This window comes from Dokdonella immobilis (genome assembly GCF_900115085.1).
GTDB classification, from domain to species: domain Bacteria; phylum Pseudomonadota; class Gammaproteobacteria; order Xanthomonadales; family Rhodanobacteraceae; genus Dokdonella; species Dokdonella immobilis.
The window spans coordinates 152,107-168,349 of record NZ_FOVF01000006.1 but is presented as its reverse complement, the minus strand read 5'-3'; the positions used below and the strand labels follow the sequence as shown (position 1 = coordinate 168,349).

Here is a 16,243-nt window from a genome sequence, read left to right as displayed (position 1 = left end):
CATCCGGCTTGAGCAAACGGGCCTGCGCCATCCGATCGGTGGTGCAGGCTCTTGCATTTGCGGGTGGCCTCCGACGAGGTGCGTGCCGCGAGCTCGTCGACCCGAAAACCGGGCCACGGCCAGAGCGGGCAGAGGCCGCCGCGAAGATTCGCAACGGGCCGTTCCTCTGTCGAATTTGCCCGCCGATACTGCACGCCCTCGGCAATCGAGGACTTGCCCGTTGGCCCGCAACGAGCCGGGTCGGACCATATCCCCTGCATCCGGATCGCTCCGGTCTGCGTAGATGAGGTTCAGGCGGCCGGGTCCATTCCGCCAACGTGCCGAATCCAGGGGGAACCGCATGCGCACAACCAGATTCTCCACCGTGTCGGTGCTGTTGCTGCTCTGCGCCTGTGCGACTGGCCCGCGGCCGCAGGTTCCGGATCGGCGCGAAGTGGCTGCGACATCGCACCCGCAAGCACCGGCTCGCGAGGTCATGCCAACGCCGGAGGCAGCGCCAGAGGTTCCCGGCGCGTCGCCATCGGCAACGGCCGAATTACCGGAACCCTCGATGGCAGCAGTCCGGGCAGCGGAGGAGGCTTCCAGCGAACCATCGGCGAAAGCGCGGCCGATGCCGAACACCGAAGCCACGACAAATCGTTCCACTGCGATCCAACCGGTGCTGACGTCCGCGAGCGTACCCGTTGCTGCGACGCCCGTGGCCCCACCCGCCACCATGCCATCGGCAATGCCGGCGACTGTCCGCGCTCCAGCGACCGCTTTCGAGGTCGGCACCCTGCGCGGCCAGTTGCAACTGGTCGCGGCTGCCGGCCAGGACATCGGGGCAGGCGAAATGCGGCAAGCGGTCGTCTACTACGTGGCCGACCAGGGCGCTGCGCCCGTGCGTCCGGGACGCTACCGCATCTACACCCACAACAAGCAGTTCGAGCCCGAGTCGATGGTCATTCCACTCGGCAGCACGATCAGCTTCCCGAACCAGGACGAGATCCTGCACAACGTGTTTTCGGTGACACCGAAGTCGAGCTTCGACCTCGGCATCTACGGCGAAGGCAAGTCGGCCGAGTACACCTTCAAGCAAACCGGACTGGTCCTGATCAACTGCAACGTGCATCACGCCATGCAGGCGAACGTCCTCGTCATCGACTCGCCTTACTTCTCCAGTCCGGGCGATGACGGCGGATTCGAGTTGAAGAACCTGCCCGCGGGCACCGGCACGTTGATGGTCTGGCATCCGCGGGCCGCCAGCGAGGCAACCGTGCAACGGATACCGGCAGCGGGTCCGGTCGTGCTCAGGCTGTCCCTGACCAAACCGCGCATTTCCGACCACCTGAACAAGGAACGCAAGCCGTACTGAACGGATGCGCAGGGGAACGCAAACCTCATGAAGATTCAGATGCGGGCGTCGCTGACGATGCTTTTGCTCGTGGTGCTGCTGAGTATCGCCGCTGCAGCCACGGCCTGGTGGCAGGGTCGCGGCATCAGCCGGCTGCTCGATGAACACGCGCTCGAGTCGGTACGCTCGATCCAGCAATTCGCCGAGGGCTCGCGTCGTCGCGAGCTCGCCCTGAAATCCGAGATCCTCGCCACCAATCCCGGATTCGTCGGCTATGTCTCGCAGGCGCTCGCCGCGGGGGCGGAACCCGGTGGCACCGTCGATGCGGCATCGATCCGCGACCTGCTCGAGGAGCGCCGCAGCCAGTACGGTTTCGATGTCGCCGCCGTACTTGATCCGAAAGGGGGTGTCGTCGTCATGCTGGGCGAGGCGCTGCGCACGCGCCAGGACTTCTCCGGCTTGCCGCTGATGCTCAAGCTCCGGGCCGGGGCCCCGGCACAGACGGATCTGCTCCTGCACGATGGCAAGCTCGTGCTGGTCACGCTCTCGCCAATGCTGCGCGGCGCCACCATCGAGGCGCTATTGCTGACCGGCGTCGAGATCGGCGACGCCTTCGTCGCCGAAATCGGCCGCGCGGCCCAGGTGGATGCGGCCCTGGTCGCGCCGACGCGGGACGGCTTCGTCGTCCTCGCCTCCACACTCGACGTCGCCGTCCGCCCGCTGCTCGCCGCGGTCGTGGGCGCGGAACGGCCGATAGCAGCCGGCGCCACGCCGGAGGATTCGGTCAGGGAATTCGACCTGGCACTGGTCACCGGGCAGACGCGCGCATCGGCCATGCCGCTGTTCGGCGCACCGGCAACCGCGTTGCTGGTCGGCATCGTTCCGACGACGCAGCACGCAGTCAGCACGACCGCGATCCGCCGGCCGATGCTGATTGCCGGCGCTGTCCTGCTGACTGTCCTTCTGATCGGCGGGCTGCTGATCCAGCGCGCACTGGTGCGGCCACTTACCCACATCGTCGAGATGTCCGACCGCGTCCTGCGCGGCGACATCCAGGTCGCGGTCCGCAATGCCGGCCGGGGTGACCTCGCGCTGATCGCAGCCGCCTTCAACCAGGCCCTGGCCGGACTGCGCGGCTACAAGGAAGCCATCGAGAAGCGCAACCACAAGGGCTGAAGGTCGGGGCGACGAAGCCGAGAGAGCGATCCTTCTGCCGAGATTCGTTCTTGGCGAACAACAGGGGACACCACATCAATGAATTGCAGCCTCCGTTTTTGCGGCAGCGTGACGATGGCCCTGGCGATGGGCGCGGGAGTCTGTGCGGCTGCGCAGGCGGCTGACCCGGAGTCCGGACCGGCATCACCCGCCGAGTTGGCGCGACCGGACGATACACTGGCCGGCAGCGACAAGTTGCTGCTTACTGGCGGCGTCAGCCAGCTCGAGGGAGCCGCCGGCGGCGGCCTGACTCCATGGGCGGTCATCGGCGGCTATGGCACGCGCGACCAGATCGGTGCCAATGCATTCCTGACCCGGGTCGGCGTGCAGGACTACCACCTCGATGGTGCCGGCGCGTTGATCGGATTTCTCGATCGCATCGAGCTCTCGATCGCCCGCCAGCGCTTCGATACCGAGGATGTCGGTGCGGCCCTGGGACTTGGCCGTGGCTATTCGTTCACCCAGACCATCATCGGTCTCAAGGTCAAGCTGGCCGGTGACGCAGTGCTTGAACAGGACCGTTGGTTGCCGCAGGTTTCGGTAGGCGCGCAGTTCAAGCGCAACGATCGCGGCGACCTGCTGCGCGCGATCGGCGCCAAGGACGACCATGGCGTCGATTTCTATGTCAGTGCGACCAAGCTCTACCTGAGCCAGAGCGTGCTGGCCAACCTGACGCTGCGTTTCACCCGGGCCAACCAGATCGGCCTGCTTGGCTTCGGCGGCGATCGCAACGACAGCTACCGGCCGCAACTCGAGGGCTCCGTGGCCTGGCTGTTGAGCCGCAAGCTTGCGATCGGCGCCGAGTACCGCATGAAGCCCGACAACCTCGGCATCGCCGCTGAAGACGACTGGTTCGATGCCTTCATCGCCTGGGCGCCGAGCAAGCATGTCTCGCTGACCCTGGCCTACGCCGATCTCGGCAATATCGTCATCAAGGACCGGCAGCGCGGGCTCTATGCCTCGCTGCAGGTCGGATTCTGACTCGATGGAGCGCACCATGAACCCAATGCAAGAACTCGCCGCCAGGCTCGCTCTCGCGATCCTGACCCTGCTCGCCAGCGCCAGTCCGGCGCTCGCCGATGAAAACCCGGCGCCTTCCGATCCCTCGCTGCTGCCGGTCTTCGAACAATTCGGCGGCAAGCCGGGCATCGATGCGCTGATGGAGGATTTCATGGTCAAGCTGATCGAGGATCCGCGCACGCGCAACTATTTCGCCGAGGCTGACCAGACCCACATCAAGGCCATGCTCGCCGAACAGTTCTGCGTGATCCTGGGCGGACCCTGCACCTATACCGGAAAGGGCATGCGGGAGGCGCACGCGAAGCTCGTCATCAACCAGGGTGGTTTCAATGCGCTGGTCGAGGATCTGCAGCGGGCCATGGACATGCACGACATTCCGTTTCGTGCGCAAAACAGGCTGCTGGCGGTCCTGGCGCCCATGCATCGTGAAGTGATCACCGAGCCCTGACGACGCGAGAGCGACAAGCGCTGGCCCAATGGCTGCGCATTTCCCCGTCTGCAGCGTTGCGCAACAGCGCCACGGCCTATAATCAGTCGATGACCTTGCCCACGCTCGCGCCGATCGCGGGACCGACATGCCGATGACGCCGGACCTGCTGGTCGTGCCGGAAATGTACCGGAACTGGGGCGCCAACCTCACCGTGGTCGCGGCCACGATTGCTGCCGTGGTGGCCACGGTGCTGGTCCACTACGAGGGCCTCGGCCTGCTTTCGGCCCGGCTTGCGCGGCGCCAGCGCCAGCGTCGACGCAAGGTCCTGGTCGGTATCGCCGGGATCCTCGTCCTGCATGTCGTCGAGATCTGGATCTTCGGAATCGCCTGCTGGTCGCTGATGTTCTGGCCAGCCTGCGGGCATATTGCCGGTTACTCGCCCCTGCATCTGCTCGATGCGGTGTATTTCTCGGCCATCACGTTCTCGACCGTGGGATTCGGCGATCTCGCACCGGTCGGACCGCTGCGTTTCCTGATCGGCACGGAATCGCTGGCCGGACTCGTCCTGATCGCCTGGTCGGCCTCGTTCACCTATCTCGAGATGGAACAGTTCTGGCGCAGGGATGGACGAGGCGAGCGATCTTGAGCGGCGTGCGGATGAAACATGTCGCGGCATGCCCGGGTGCGTTACCGCGCCCGGCCGGCCTTCCAGCCGACGGCGCCCGATGACATGCGACGGCCGTCTTCGCCCGTGCCGGACCTGAAGACGCGCGAGCGGCTGCGCTCGATCTTCAGCGGCGCGCTCGGCAACCTGGTCGAATGGTATGACTGGTATGTCTACGCGGCGTTCTCGCTGTATTTCGCCAAGGCCTTCTTCCCGCAGGGCGATCGCACCGCGCAGCTGCTGAATACCGCAGCGGTATTCGCGGTCGGCTTCCTGATGCGTCCGGTCGGTGGCTGGCTCATGGGCCTGTGGGCCGATCGCCATGGCCGCAAGTCGGCGCTGATGGCCTCGGTGACCCTGATGTGCGCCGGCTCGCTGCTGATCGCACTGACCCCGGGCTACGCCTCGATCGGCATCGCCGCGCCGGTGCTGCTGATCGTCGCGCGGCTGCTGCAGGGGCTCAGCGTCGGCGGCGAGTACGGCACCTCGGCGACCTACCTGAGCGAGATGGCCACGCGCGAACACCGCGGCTTCTGGTCGAGTTTCCAGTACGTGACCCTGATCCTTGGCCAGTTGCTCGCCCTGGCCGTGCTGATCGCCCTGCAATGGACCCTCAGTCCCGATCAGCTCGACCGTTGGGGCTGGCGCATCCCGTTCCTGATCGGCGCGCTGTGCGCGGTGACCACGCTCTATCTCAGGCGCAGCATGGTCGAGACCGAAGCATTCGTGCGCTCGCATTCGACGGCGCGCCCGGCGCGTTCCTCGCTGCGCGTCCTGCTCGATCATCCGCGCGCGATCCTGACCGTGATCGGCCTCACCCTTGGCGGCACGGTTGCGTTCTATACCTATACCACCTACATGCTGAAGTTTCTCGTCAATTCGGTCGGCATGAGCCGACCGACGGCGACCCTGGTCTCGGCCTCGACCCTGATCCTGTACATGCTGCTGCAGCCATTGGTCGGTGCCCTGTCCGACCGCATTGGACGCCGGCCGATCCTGATCGCCTTCGGCGTCCTCGGAACCGTCCTGACCGTGCCGATCCTGTCGCAGCTCGGCGCCGTGTCGACACCGCTGCAGGCGTTTGCCCTGATCATGCTGGCCCTGCTCATCGTCTCCGGCTACACGGCGATCAATGCGGTGGTCAAGGCCGAACTGTTCCCGGTCGAGATCCGGGCGCTCGGGGTCGGGCTGCCCTATGCGCTGACCGTTTCGATCTTCGGCGGTACCGCCGAATACGTGGCCCTGTGGTTCAAGAGCGTCGGCCAGGAACAGGGCTTCTACTGGTACGTGACCGGCTGCATCGCGATCTCGCTGCTGGTCTATCTGGCCATGCCCGATACGCGCAAGGCTTCTCTCATCGACCGCGATCGCCAGCGCCCGGACTGAACGACCGGATCGCGGTCGCCGCCATGCGCAGTGGGCGGCCGGCGCCGCGCCTGGCCCTCTGCCCGCGGCACGGCAGGCGGTCGCGGTGGCGCCACGGCGTGCACCCGGTCGCAGCCAAGCACTTTGCGAGCGGTGTAAGATGCCGGCAAATCCGGGTGACCCGGGGCCGGGAGAAGGTCATGAGCAGCGTCGATTTCACCTCTTTCCTCAAGCTGATGGTGCACAAGAAGGCATCCGACCTGTTCATCACGGCCGGTGTCGCGCCCTCGATGAAGGTCCACGGGCGCATTTCGCCGATCACGCAGAACGCGCTGACCCCGCAGCAGGCGCGCGACATGGTGCTCAACGTGATGACGCCGTCGCAGCGCGAAGAGTTCGAGAAGACCCACGAGTGCCAGTTCGCGATCGCGGTGACCGGCGTCGGCCGCTTCCGTGTCTCCTGCTTCTACCAGCGCAACTGCGTCGGCATGGTCCTGCGCCGCATCGAGACGCGCATCCCGACCTGCGACGAGCTGAACCTGCCGCCGATCATCAAGACCCTGGCGATGACCAAGCGCGGCATCATCATCTTCGTCGGCGCCACCGGCACCGGCAAGTCGACCTCGCTGGCGGCCATGCTCGGCTACCGCAACCTCAACTCGACCGGCCACATCATCACGATCGAGGATCCGATCGAGTATGTGCACAAGCACGAGGGCTGCATCATCACCCAGCGCGAACTCGGCATCGATACCGATTCCTGGGAGAACGCGCTGAAGAACACGCTGCGCCAGGCGCCGGACGTGATCATGATCGGCGAGGTGCGTGCCCGCGAGACGATGGAGCACGCGATCAACTTCTCGGAAACCGGCCATCTGTGCCTGTGCACGCTGCATGCGAACAACGCCAACCAGGCGATGGACCGCATCATCCACTTCTTTGCCGAGGACCGTCGCTCGCAGTTGTTCATGGACCTCTCGCTGAACCTCAAGGGCGTGGTCGCGCAGCAGCTCATCCCGACCCCGGACGGCAAGTCGCGCCGGGTCGCGATCGAGGTGCTGCTCGGTACGCCGCTGGTCCAGGACTACATCCGCCAGGGCGACATCCACAAGCTCAAGGACGTCATGAAGGAGTCGACCAACCTCGGCATGAAGACCTTCGACCAGAGCCTGTTCGAGCTGTACCAGGCCGGCGAGATCTCCTACGAAGACGCCTTGCGCCATGCCGACTCGACCAACGAGGTCCGGCTCAAGATCAAGCTCGCCCAGGGCGGCGATGCGCACACGCTGTCGCAGGGCCTGGACGGTGTGGAGCTGATCGAGACGCAATGACGCGCGCGTCCGCGTCGCGGCGCGCCGCCTGATGTCCGGCGAAACCGAACATGCGCAACTCGAGCGGTTGCGCAGGGTCTGGGCCGTGCTCGGCCAGGACGATCCGCTGTGGGCGGTACTCTCGCGTGCCGACAAGCGCGGTGGGCGCTGGGACGTCGAGGAGTTCCTGGTCACCGGGCGGACCGAGATCGACGGCCAGTTGGCCCTGCTTGCCGGCTGGAATCTCCCGCAACAGCGGCGCAGCGCGCTCGATTTCGGCTGTGGTGCCGGCCGCCTGACGCGCGCGCTCGCCGCGCACTTCGGCGAGGCCATCGGCATCGACGTCTCGCCAAGCATGATCGCCAAGGCGCGCAGCCTGAATGCAGACCTCGGCAACCTGCGTTTCATCGAGAACCGGTCGGCGCGGCTCGATGCGGTCGCCGATGCCAGCATAGACCTGGTCTATTCGTGCATCACCCTGCAGCATATTCCGGCGGACCTGGCGTTCGGTTACGTCGCCGAATTCCTGCGCGTGCTCACGCCGGGCGGCGTGGCCGCCTTCCAGTTCGTCGCCGGCACCGACCGCAGTTGGCGCGGACGCCTGTTTGCGTTGATGCCGAACCGCTGGCTCAATCCGCTGCGGCGTCTCGCCTGGCGTCGCCAGGCGGTGTTCGAGATGCATGTGCTGGAGGAGTCGCGCCTGCGCGACCTGCTGGCACGGGATCCCGGCGTGCGCCTGCTCGCCGCGATCGACGATGGTGCCGCCGGAGCGGGCTGGTCCAGCCGGCGCTGGTACCTGACCCGCGAGGACGCGGCGAACATCCGCGCCGACTGATCAATCGACGCCGAGCAGGGTGGTCAGCGCCGCCATGCGCACCGGCACGCCATTGGCGACCTGGGCCAGGACCATCGACTGCGGGCCGTCGGCGACTTCGGAGGCGATCTCGACGCCGCGGTTCATGGGTCCCGGATGCATCACCAGTGCACTATTCCGGGCCCGGGCGAGTCGCTGCGCGGTCAGGCCGAAACGCGCGAAGTAGTCGGCTTCGTCGCCGATCAGGGCCTCGCTCATGCGTTCGCGCTGCAGGCGCAGCATGATCAGCACGTCGCTGCCGGCCACCGCTTCGTCGAAATCCTCGAGGATCCGGCAATCGGAAAATGCACCGGCATCGGGAAGCAGCGCGGCCGGACCACAGAGCCGGATTTCCGCGGCACCGAGCGCGCGCAGCATGTGCAGATCGGAGCGGGCCACGCGCGAATGCCGGATGTCGCCGCAAATGGTCACCGTGAGTGCGCCGAAGTCGGCATGGCGATCGCGGATGGTCAGGGCGTCGAGCAGGCCCTGGGTCGGATGCGCATGGTTGCCGTCTCCGGCGTTGAGGATCGCAGCCCTTTTCGCAAAGCCGGCGAGCCGCTCGGGCATGCCGTTCTCGCGATGGCGCACGATGAAGGCGTCGGCCTGCATGGCCTCGAGCGTGGCCAGGGTGTCCTCCAGCGATTCGCCCTTGCTGGTCGAGGACGAGGCGATGTCGAAATTGAGTACCGTGGCGCCGAGCCGGCGAGCGGCCAGTTCGAAACTCGAGCGGGTGCGTGTCGAGGTCTCGAAGAACAGGTTCACGACGGTGCGACCGGCCAGCAGTTGCGGACCCTGTGCGTCCATGGCGAAGGCATCGCGCAATTCGACGGCGCGGTCGAGCAGGGCGCAGATGCGCTCGCGGCCGAGGCCTTCGAGGGTGATCAGGTGGCGCAGGCGTCCGTTGGCGTCGATCTGCAGGCTGGTCATGGCGCAGTGGCTTCGTTGCGGGGGCTGGAAAACCAGGACTCGAGGATGATCTGCGCGGCCAGCGCATCGATGTCCGCGCCGTGCTTGCGCTTCGCCGAACCCTCGGCGCGCTGCGCGGCAAACCTTCGCGCGGCCTCCTTCGAGGTGAAGCGCTCATCGGATTCGTGCACGGTACGCGCATAGCGCTTGCCCAGTTGCTCGCCAAAGGCACGGGCGTGGGCGGTCATCGCCTGTTCGCTGCCATCCAGGGCCAGCGGCAGGCCGATCACGAACGCGACCGGTTGCCACTCCTTGACCAGGCCGTCGATGCGGTTCCAGTCGACCTTGCCGTGATGGACATTGACCGTGGCCAGGGCACGCGCGGTACCGGTCAGAGGATGGCCGATGGCAACCCCGAGCATGCGCGTGCCGACATCGAATGCCAGCACGTAGCCGGCGGAATCGGGCAGGCTCATCGCGAGCCCGGCTCAGGCATTGCCGGCATACGGAGAAATCTGTTCGAGATTGACGCCGACCAGGGCAGCGGAGGCCCTCCAGCGCTCGTCGAGCGGGGTATGGAACAGGATCGTGCTGTCGACCGGTGCAGTCAGCCAGGCATTCTCGCGCATTTCATGCTCGATCTGGCCCGGGCTCCAGCCCGAATAGCCGAGCGCGACGATGGCATTCTGCGGACCGTTGCCGGCGGCGATCGCGGCGAGGATGTCGCGCGAGGTGGTCACGCTGATCAGGTCGGAGATGCGGAACGAGGAGTCCCAGCCGCCATGCGGCGTATGCAGGACGAAACCACGCTCCGGCTGGACCGGGCCACCGACCAGGACCGGCGAGTCGACTACGTCGGGCAGGTCCGAACGCAGGTTCATCTGGGCCAGCACGTCGCCGAGCCGATAGTCGGACAGGCGATTGATCATGATGCCCATCGCACCGTCCTCGCCGTGCTGGCAGACCAAAGCCACGCCACGTGCGAAGTTCGGGTCGCGCAGGCCGGGCATGGCGATCAGCAACTGGTTGGACAGGGTCGAGGTCTCGTGCATGGCGCCATTGTACGGCGCGCCGGTACCCCAGACCATGAATGCGCCCGGGCGCGCTTTCGCGAGGCCCGATGGCCCCGGATCGTCTCCTCGATCGGGCTTGCACCGGTCAGTCCGGCGAGGTCGTCGCCGAAGCGGTCCTCCCTAGCGGTTGCGCAGGATATTGCCCTCGAGGAACTGCCAGGTGCGCGTGATGTATAGCTCGTCGACGACATCGCCCTTGGTCGGCAGCGGATTGAACGGCGTGGCCAGGTTAACGATGCGAATGGCCGCGTCGTCGAGGATCTTGTGGCCGCTCGGCTGGATGATGTCGATGCTCTTGACGGTACCGTCCTTGTTCAGGCCGACGGTCAGGACCAGTTGACCGTGCAGTTCCTGCCGGCGCGCCTCGTCGGGGTAGTTCAGGTTGCCGATACGCTCGATGCGGGCGACCCAGGCCGCCATGTAGCTGGCATAGGCGTACTCCTTGGTGTTCGCCGAGATGTACTTGCGCTTCGGGCGCTTCGCGTACTGTTCGGTTTCGCGCTGGATTTCCTGGGCCAGCCGCGCCATCTCGAGCTTTCGCTCGACGATCTCGCGTTCGCTGGGCGCCTGCATGTCCGGGGTATCGGGCGTCTCCCTGGCCGTCTCGACGCTGCGATCGGCACGTCGGGTGGTCAGCAGTTCGCGCTGGGTCGGGGCGGTCGGTCGCGGCGCTCCATTTTCGGTCGGGCGCGGCGCAATGCCGGGAATCGGCTTCGGCACCGGGCTCGACAGCGGATCGGTCGGACGCCTGGCCTTCTCGCTGTCGCCACCACCGGTATTGCTGGCCTGGGCGAGGAAGTCGGCCTTGTCCGGGGCCTGGCCGCTGGCCGACTGGACCAGGATGACGTCCAGCGAGGGCAGCGAAGGAGCCGGCTTGGCCACGCTGAAGGTGATGCCGAGGGCGAGCACGGCATGCGCAATCAGGGAAAAGAGCAGGGTCACGCCAAACCGGTCGGCGGCACTGCTGGATGGGCTGTCGCTCACGGTAGCCGCACTAGTCGCGAATTCGCGCGCTGACCGCGCAAGTCATCGGATTCAGGCGGATCTTCATGATCGAGCGGATGGCGAACCGTGTCGAGGAACGAGCGAAAGGCCGGTCGGAGTCAGGGGGCATGTCAGTGCGCGCGTACTTCATGGGCGGTCCTGGCCAGGCGGGATTCGATGACGTCGAAGAGTTGACCGGCAATATTAAGCCCGAACTGGGCATCGAGCTCACGCAGGCAGGTCGGCGAGGTGACATTGACTTCGGTCAGCCAGTCGCCGATCACGTCGAGGCCGACGAACAGCATGCCCCGGCGTTTCAGCTCGGGCCCGACCTCGGCCGCGATCCGGCGGTCGCGTTCGCTCAGCGGCACGCCGACGCCCTTGCCGCCGGCGGCTAGGTTGCCGCGAAATTCGTCGCCCTGCGGCACGCGCGCCAGTGCATACGGCACCGGTTCGCCGTCGATCATCAGAATGCGCTTGTCGCCGCTGCTGATCTCGGGGATGAACTTCTGCGCCATGGCGAAGCAACGGCCATTGGCGGTGAGGGTTTCGAGGATCACATTGAGGTTCGGATCGCCGTGGCCGGACAGGAAGATGCCGCGCCCGCCCATGCCGTCGAGCGGCTTGAGCACGACACGGCCGTGCTCGGCGGCAAAACGCTTCAGTTCGCTGGCCTGGCGCGCGACCAGGGCCGGCGCGCAGCATTGCGGAAAATGCTGGGCGAACAGCTTCTCGTTGGCGTCACGCAGGCCGCGCGGGTCATTGACCACCAGCACCCCCGCATCCTGGGCGACCTGCAGGATCTGGGTGTCGTAGATGAACTGGTCATCCACCGGGGGATCCTTGCGCGCAAGGATCAGGTCGAAATCGCGCAGGTCCTGCCACGCCGCCTCGGCCAGGGAGAACCAGTCGCGCGCATCGTCGCGCACCTGCAATCGGGCCAGCCGGGCGAACGGTGCGCCGTCGCGCAGGGCGAGGTCGCCCTGGGTCAGGTAGGAAATCTCGTAGCCACGCGCCTGCGCTTCGAGGAGCAGGGCGAACGTCGTATCCTTGGCGATCCTGATCTCGGCGATGGCGTCCATCAGGACGGCCAGTTTGCGGGCCATGCGGTGTCTCCGGGGACTGTGCGATGTTGTGCGCGGGGTCGCGACGCAGATGCCGCGCTAGTTTACACTCGTCGTCGACGCGACCGGTCGGCTTCCCGATGGAATGGCGAGCAGGTTCCCAAGATTTTCTGGGACTTACGCGCTAAACTTGACAGATTAGCTAAGAATTGGTTAAGAAGCAGCGACCAGTGTGGGAACTTGCGGAGCGACGCGCGACCTTTGAGGGGCTTGCGCCGGGTTCGTCTCTTTCCTGAAAAGCGTCTCGGCCGGCACGGATCTTGCGTGCCTCATTATTCAGCACAGCGGTTGGGGGTCCTTAACAGGTGGATGAGACCAAGCAGGGCAGCTTCAGCGGCCTGAAAGTCATGGTCATTGACGACTCAAAGACCATCCGCCGGACTGCGGAAACCTTGCTGCGCAAGGAAGGGTGCGACGTCGTCACGGCAACCGACGGGTTCGAGGCATTGGCCAAGATCTCCGATCAGCAGCCGCAGATCATCTTCGTCGACATCATGATGCCGCGTCTGGATGGCTATCAGACGTGTGCGCTGATCAAGAACAACCAGATGTTCAAGGCAACGCCCGTCATCATGTTGTCCTCGAAGGACGGCCTGTTCGACAAGGCGCGCGGCCGAATTGTCGGTTCCGAACAATATTTGACCAAACCTTTCACTCGCGAGGAGTTGCTCGGTGCAATTCGTCGCCACGTGGACTGGAAGTAATTCCGTTGGCTTGGCCATTCGACTCACAGGGGTAAGGCGGTGGCGCACATTTTCATCATCGACGATTCACCGACCGACGTGCGCGTGTTCACCACGCTGCTCGAAAAGGCCGGTCATCGTGTCAGCAGCGCGGCAAGTGCCGAGGAAGGCATCGCCGGAGTCAAGCGCGAACGCCCGGATCTCGTCATCATGGACGTCATCATGCCGGGAATGAACGGTTTCCAGGCGACACGCGACCTCAGCCGCGACGCCGGCACCGGACATATTCCGATTCTCATAGTCACCACCAAGACCATGGAGACCGATCGCGTCTGGGGGCTGCGCCAGGGCGCCAAGGACTTCCTGACCAAGCCCGTGGATGCAAAGTCCCTGCTGCAACGCATCGACAACCTGCTGCCGGGTTGAGGCGACGAGCATGGCAACTTCCCCTGAATTGCAGCCCGCCGGTCCGTTCGAGATTCTCGCCGACTACGAACGGCGCAGTCTTTCGCACGTCGCCGGCCTGCCCGAGCAGATCGACGCGCCGGGTCTCTGGCGCGGCATCGGTTTCCGGGTCGGCCCGCACCATCTGGTCAGCAGCATCTCGGAAGTCAACGAAATCCTGACCATGCCGGCCCTGACCGTCGTGCCGGGAACGCAGGGCTGGATGCTCGGCGTGGCCAACGTGCGCGGCAACCTGGTCGCCGTGATCGACCTTCGCCAATACATCGAAGGTACGCGCACGGTGATGACCGACTCGACCCGCATCCTCGTGGTCCGCCAGCATGGCGGCAGCGTCGGCCTGCTTGTCGACGAGGTGCTTGGGCAGCGCAGCTTTTCCGACGAGCAGCGCGCCCGCGCGCTCGGCGAGGAAGACGAGCGCTACAGCCGCTACGTGGGCGAAAAGGTTCAACTCGGCGACATCTTGTGGGGATTGTTCAGCATGTCCGCGCTGGTCCGCTCGGCGGAATTCCAGCAGGCATCGGCATAACAGCAAACCGGTCGAGGGCATCGATCCGGCCGGCAATGTGTAACTTAGGGGTGAGGTAACACGATGAGCACAACTTCCAGCGCACTCTCGGGCTCCGAGCGGACGGGCAGCCTCAACACCATTTTGATCGTGTTGCTGGTGCTCGCCATCGCCTTCGCGGCGGCGGACTTCATTTATCTGACCATCAAGAGCAACCACGATCGACAGGCGAGCTCGCTGACCACGCAGGTGCAGGTGCTCTCCCAGGCCTTGACCACGTACGCGGCCAACGCCGCCGGCGGCAACGAGCTGGCCTTCGACGAGTTGAAGAAGACGACCGGCGACATCGATGCCTTCCTCGGCTACCTGAACAAGGGCAACGCCAAGGACCCCTCACCGTACGCGGGAATGCCCTCCTACGCGAACGAACCCGGCGTGGAGAAAGAACTGAAGGACCTCAACGCGGCCTGGGCACCGGTCCTGACCAATGCCACCAAGATTCTCGACGGCAAGAGCCTGGTTCTCGATACGGCCACGACCTCGCAGGAGTTCGGTTCGAAGATGCCGGTCCTCAACTCGCGCATGAACGAGGTCGTCAACATCCTCACCGAACGCAACGGCAGCGCCGGCCAGGTCTACATCTCGACCCGCCAGATGCTGCTCGCCGACCGCATGATCCGCCGCGTCCAGGAAATCGGCCAGGGTGGCGAGGACGCGCAATCCGCGGCCGACGGCTTCTCGCGCGACGCCGCGCTCTACCGCTCGGTGCTGGATGGCCTGATCGACGGCGCGCCGGCGCTCAACATCCGCCCGATCGACCAGCCCAACGCCAAGCAGATCCTGGTCGACGTGCAGCAGCAGTGGCAGAGCCTCGACGAGCCGGTCAGCAAGATCATCGATGCCTCGACCGGCCTGCAAGTGGTCAAGCAGGCCGCCGACGCGATCTTCACCGACAGCCAGAGCGTTCTGCTCAAGGCGCGCAACGTCGCCGACCGCCTCGATACGCTCGGCACCAAGCGCACCTTCCCGAACCCGCTATGGGGTGGCATCGCCGCTGCCGCCGCGATCGTCCTCGTCATCCTGCTCGGCATTACCCTGGTCCGCGACCAGCAAAACCGCTACCAGATGTCGGCCGAGCTGAACCAGCGAAACCAGGAAGCCATTCTGCGACTGCTCGACGAGATGGGCTCGCTGGCCGAAGGCGACCTGACCGTGAAGGCGACCGTCACCGAGGACATTACCGGGGCGATCGCGGACTCGATCAACTTCGCGGTCGAGGCGCTGCGATCCCTGGTAACGACCATCAACGAGACCGCCGTGCAGGTCTCAGCGGCCGCGCAGGAAACCCAGGCGACCGCGATGCACCTGGCCGAAGCCGCCGAGCACCAGGCCCAGCAGATCACCTCCGCGTCCGCAGCCATCAACGAGATTGCGGTTTCGATCGACGAGGTGTCGAAGAATTCCACGGAAAGCGCCGAGGTGGCGCAGCGCTCGGTGCAGATCGCCGCCAAGGGCGCGGCCATCGTGCGCCAGACGATCCAGGGCATGGACTCGATCCGCGACCAGATCCAGGAAACCTCGAAGCGCATCAAGCGCCTCGGTGAATCCTCGCAGGAAATCGGATCGATCGTCGAACTGATCAACGACATCGCCGAACAGACCAACATTCTCGCGTTGAACGCGGCCATTCAGGCGGCCTCTGCCGGTGAGGCGGGCCGCGGCTTCGCGGTCGTTGCCGACGAAGTCCAGCGCCTCGCGGAACGCGCATCGAACGCGACCAAGCGAATCGAGACGCTGGTGCAGACGATTCAGTCCGATACCAACGAGGCGGTCAGTTCGATGGAACAGACCACCGCCGAGGTCGTGGCCGGTGCGCGCCTGGCCGAGGATGCGGGTCTCGCCCTGGGCGAAATCGAAAAGGTCTCGCACGATCTCGCCGACCTCATCCAGAGCATCTCGGCCGCCGCCAGCCAGCAGTCGGCCGCGGCGACGAACATTTCGGCCACCATGAACGTGATTCAGGAAATCACCACGCAAACCTCGGTCGGCGCCAGTCAGACCGCCGAATCGATCGGCAACCTCGCGCACCTCGCCGGCGACCTGCGCCGCTCGGTGGCCGACTTCAAGCTGCCAGGCTGAAGTTGCAGTCCGTCACGTAACAGATCAAAGGAGAAGCCGCCTGCCATTCAACGCCTTCGACAATGCCGCAACAGACCCGTCGGACGGTCCGCAACGCCCCAGGCAACCCCGCGTTGCCGGTGCGCTCGCCCGGATCGGATCGCTCGCCGCGCAGAATCGCCGTTGTTGCGA

At 65.6% G+C, this 16,243-nt stretch carries 17 protein-coding genes; 12 read left to right on the top strand and 5 right to left on the bottom strand.

Annotation, left to right across the window (positions count from 1 at the left end):
- Positions 1–727 precede the first annotated feature (727 nt).
- The 8 genes from BM125_RS06920 to BM125_RS06885 all read left to right on the top strand — a co-directional run bounded on the left by BM125_RS06920 (position 728) and on the right by BM125_RS06885 (position 8,172).
- Positions 728–1,354, top strand: a complete 627-nt coding sequence (locus BM125_RS06920) for a cupredoxin domain-containing protein (RefSeq protein ID WP_092406279.1) — start codon at positions 728–730, stop codon at positions 1,352–1,354.
- A 27-nt stretch (positions 1,355–1,381) separates the two neighbouring features.
- On the top strand, positions 1,382–2,509 hold the full coding sequence (locus BM125_RS06915; RefSeq protein WP_092406277.1) for a methyl-accepting chemotaxis protein: 1,128 nt from the start codon (positions 1,382–1,384) through the stop codon (positions 2,507–2,509).
- Positions 2,510–2,635: 126 nt separating this feature from the next.
- On the top strand, positions 2,636–3,529 hold the full coding sequence (locus BM125_RS06910) for a DUF3034 family protein (protein WP_175497950.1): 894 nt from the start codon (positions 2,636–2,638) through the stop codon (positions 3,527–3,529).
- A 16-nt stretch (positions 3,530–3,545) separates the two neighbouring features.
- Positions 3,546–4,016: a group I truncated hemoglobin gene (locus BM125_RS06905; protein WP_245778830.1), complete on the top strand. Its 471-nt coding sequence runs from the start codon at positions 3,546–3,548 to the stop codon at positions 4,014–4,016.
- Positions 4,017–4,143: 127 nt separating this feature from the next.
- On the top strand, positions 4,144–4,644 hold the full coding sequence (locus tag BM125_RS06900) for a potassium channel family protein (protein WP_245778829.1): 501 nt from the start codon (positions 4,144–4,146) through the stop codon (positions 4,642–4,644).
- An 18-nt stretch (positions 4,645–4,662) separates the two neighbouring features.
- A complete protein-coding gene (locus BM125_RS06895; RefSeq protein ID WP_245778828.1) occupies positions 4,663–6,048 on the top strand; it encodes an MFS transporter in 1,386 nt (461 codons plus the stop codon).
- A gap of 179 nt (positions 6,049–6,227) precedes the next feature.
- Positions 6,228–7,358, top strand: coding sequence for a PilT/PilU family type 4a pilus ATPase (locus BM125_RS06890; protein WP_092406275.1), 1,131 nt, complete (start codon positions 6,228–6,230; stop codon positions 7,356–7,358).
- 31 nt (positions 7,359–7,389) lie between these two features.
- Positions 7,390–8,172 (top strand): class I SAM-dependent methyltransferase, encoded by a 783-nt coding sequence (locus tag BM125_RS06885; protein ID WP_092406273.1) that lies wholly within the window; start codon positions 7,390–7,392, stop codon positions 8,170–8,172.
- On the opposite strand, the gene BM125_RS06880 is transcribed toward BM125_RS06885, so the two are convergent.
- The 5 genes from BM125_RS06880 to gshB form a co-directional block, all read right to left on the bottom strand.
- Complete coding sequence (locus BM125_RS06880) at positions 8,173–9,120, bottom strand: aspartate carbamoyltransferase catalytic subunit (RefSeq protein WP_092406271.1); 948 nt, start codon at positions 9,118–9,120, stop codon at positions 8,173–8,175.
- The gene (gene ruvX, locus BM125_RS06875; protein ID WP_092406269.1) at positions 9,117–9,575 is read right to left on the bottom strand and encodes a Holliday junction resolvase RuvX; all 459 of its coding nucleotides are present in this window, start codon (positions 9,573–9,575) and stop codon (positions 9,117–9,119) included. The genes BM125_RS06880 and ruvX overlap by 4 nt, the downstream gene beginning before the upstream one ends.
- Positions 9,576–9,587: 12 nt before the next feature.
- The gene (locus BM125_RS06870; protein ID WP_245778827.1) at positions 9,588–10,187 is read right to left on the bottom strand and encodes a YqgE/AlgH family protein; all 600 of its coding nucleotides are present in this window, start codon (positions 10,185–10,187) and stop codon (positions 9,588–9,590) included.
- A 105-nt stretch (positions 10,188–10,292) separates the two neighbouring features.
- Positions 10,293–11,156: an energy transducer TonB gene (locus BM125_RS06865; RefSeq protein WP_245778826.1), complete on the bottom strand. Its 864-nt coding sequence runs from the start codon at positions 11,154–11,156 to the stop codon at positions 10,293–10,295.
- A 131-nt stretch (positions 11,157–11,287) separates the two neighbouring features.
- The gene (gshB, locus tag BM125_RS06860; protein WP_092406267.1) at positions 11,288–12,262 is read right to left on the bottom strand and encodes a glutathione synthase; all 975 of its coding nucleotides are present in this window, start codon (positions 12,260–12,262) and stop codon (positions 11,288–11,290) included.
- Between the two features lie 365 nt (positions 12,263–12,627).
- On the opposite strand from gshB, the gene BM125_RS06855 reads away from it, so the two are divergent.
- The 4 genes from BM125_RS06855 (at position 12,628) to BM125_RS06840 (ending at position 16,072) form a co-directional block, all read left to right on the top strand.
- Positions 12,628–12,984, top strand: a complete 357-nt coding sequence (locus tag BM125_RS06855; RefSeq protein ID WP_092406363.1) for a response regulator — start codon at positions 12,628–12,630, stop codon at positions 12,982–12,984.
- 39 nt (positions 12,985–13,023) lie between these two features.
- Entirely contained in the window at positions 13,024–13,389 is a 366-nt protein-coding gene (locus tag BM125_RS06850) for a response regulator (RefSeq protein WP_092406265.1), read from the top strand.
- A gap of 10 nt (positions 13,390–13,399) precedes the next feature.
- Positions 13,400–13,954 (top strand): chemotaxis protein CheW, encoded by a 555-nt coding sequence (locus BM125_RS06845; protein ID WP_092406263.1) that lies wholly within the window; start codon positions 13,400–13,402, stop codon positions 13,952–13,954.
- A 63-nt stretch (positions 13,955–14,017) separates the two neighbouring features.
- Positions 14,018–16,072 carry a methyl-accepting chemotaxis protein gene (locus tag BM125_RS06840; RefSeq protein ID WP_092406261.1) on the top strand — a complete coding sequence of 685 codons (2,055 nt, stop codon included), beginning with the start codon at positions 14,018–14,020 and terminating at the stop codon, positions 16,070–16,072.
- The last annotated feature ends 171 nt before the right edge of the window (positions 16,073–16,243 follow it).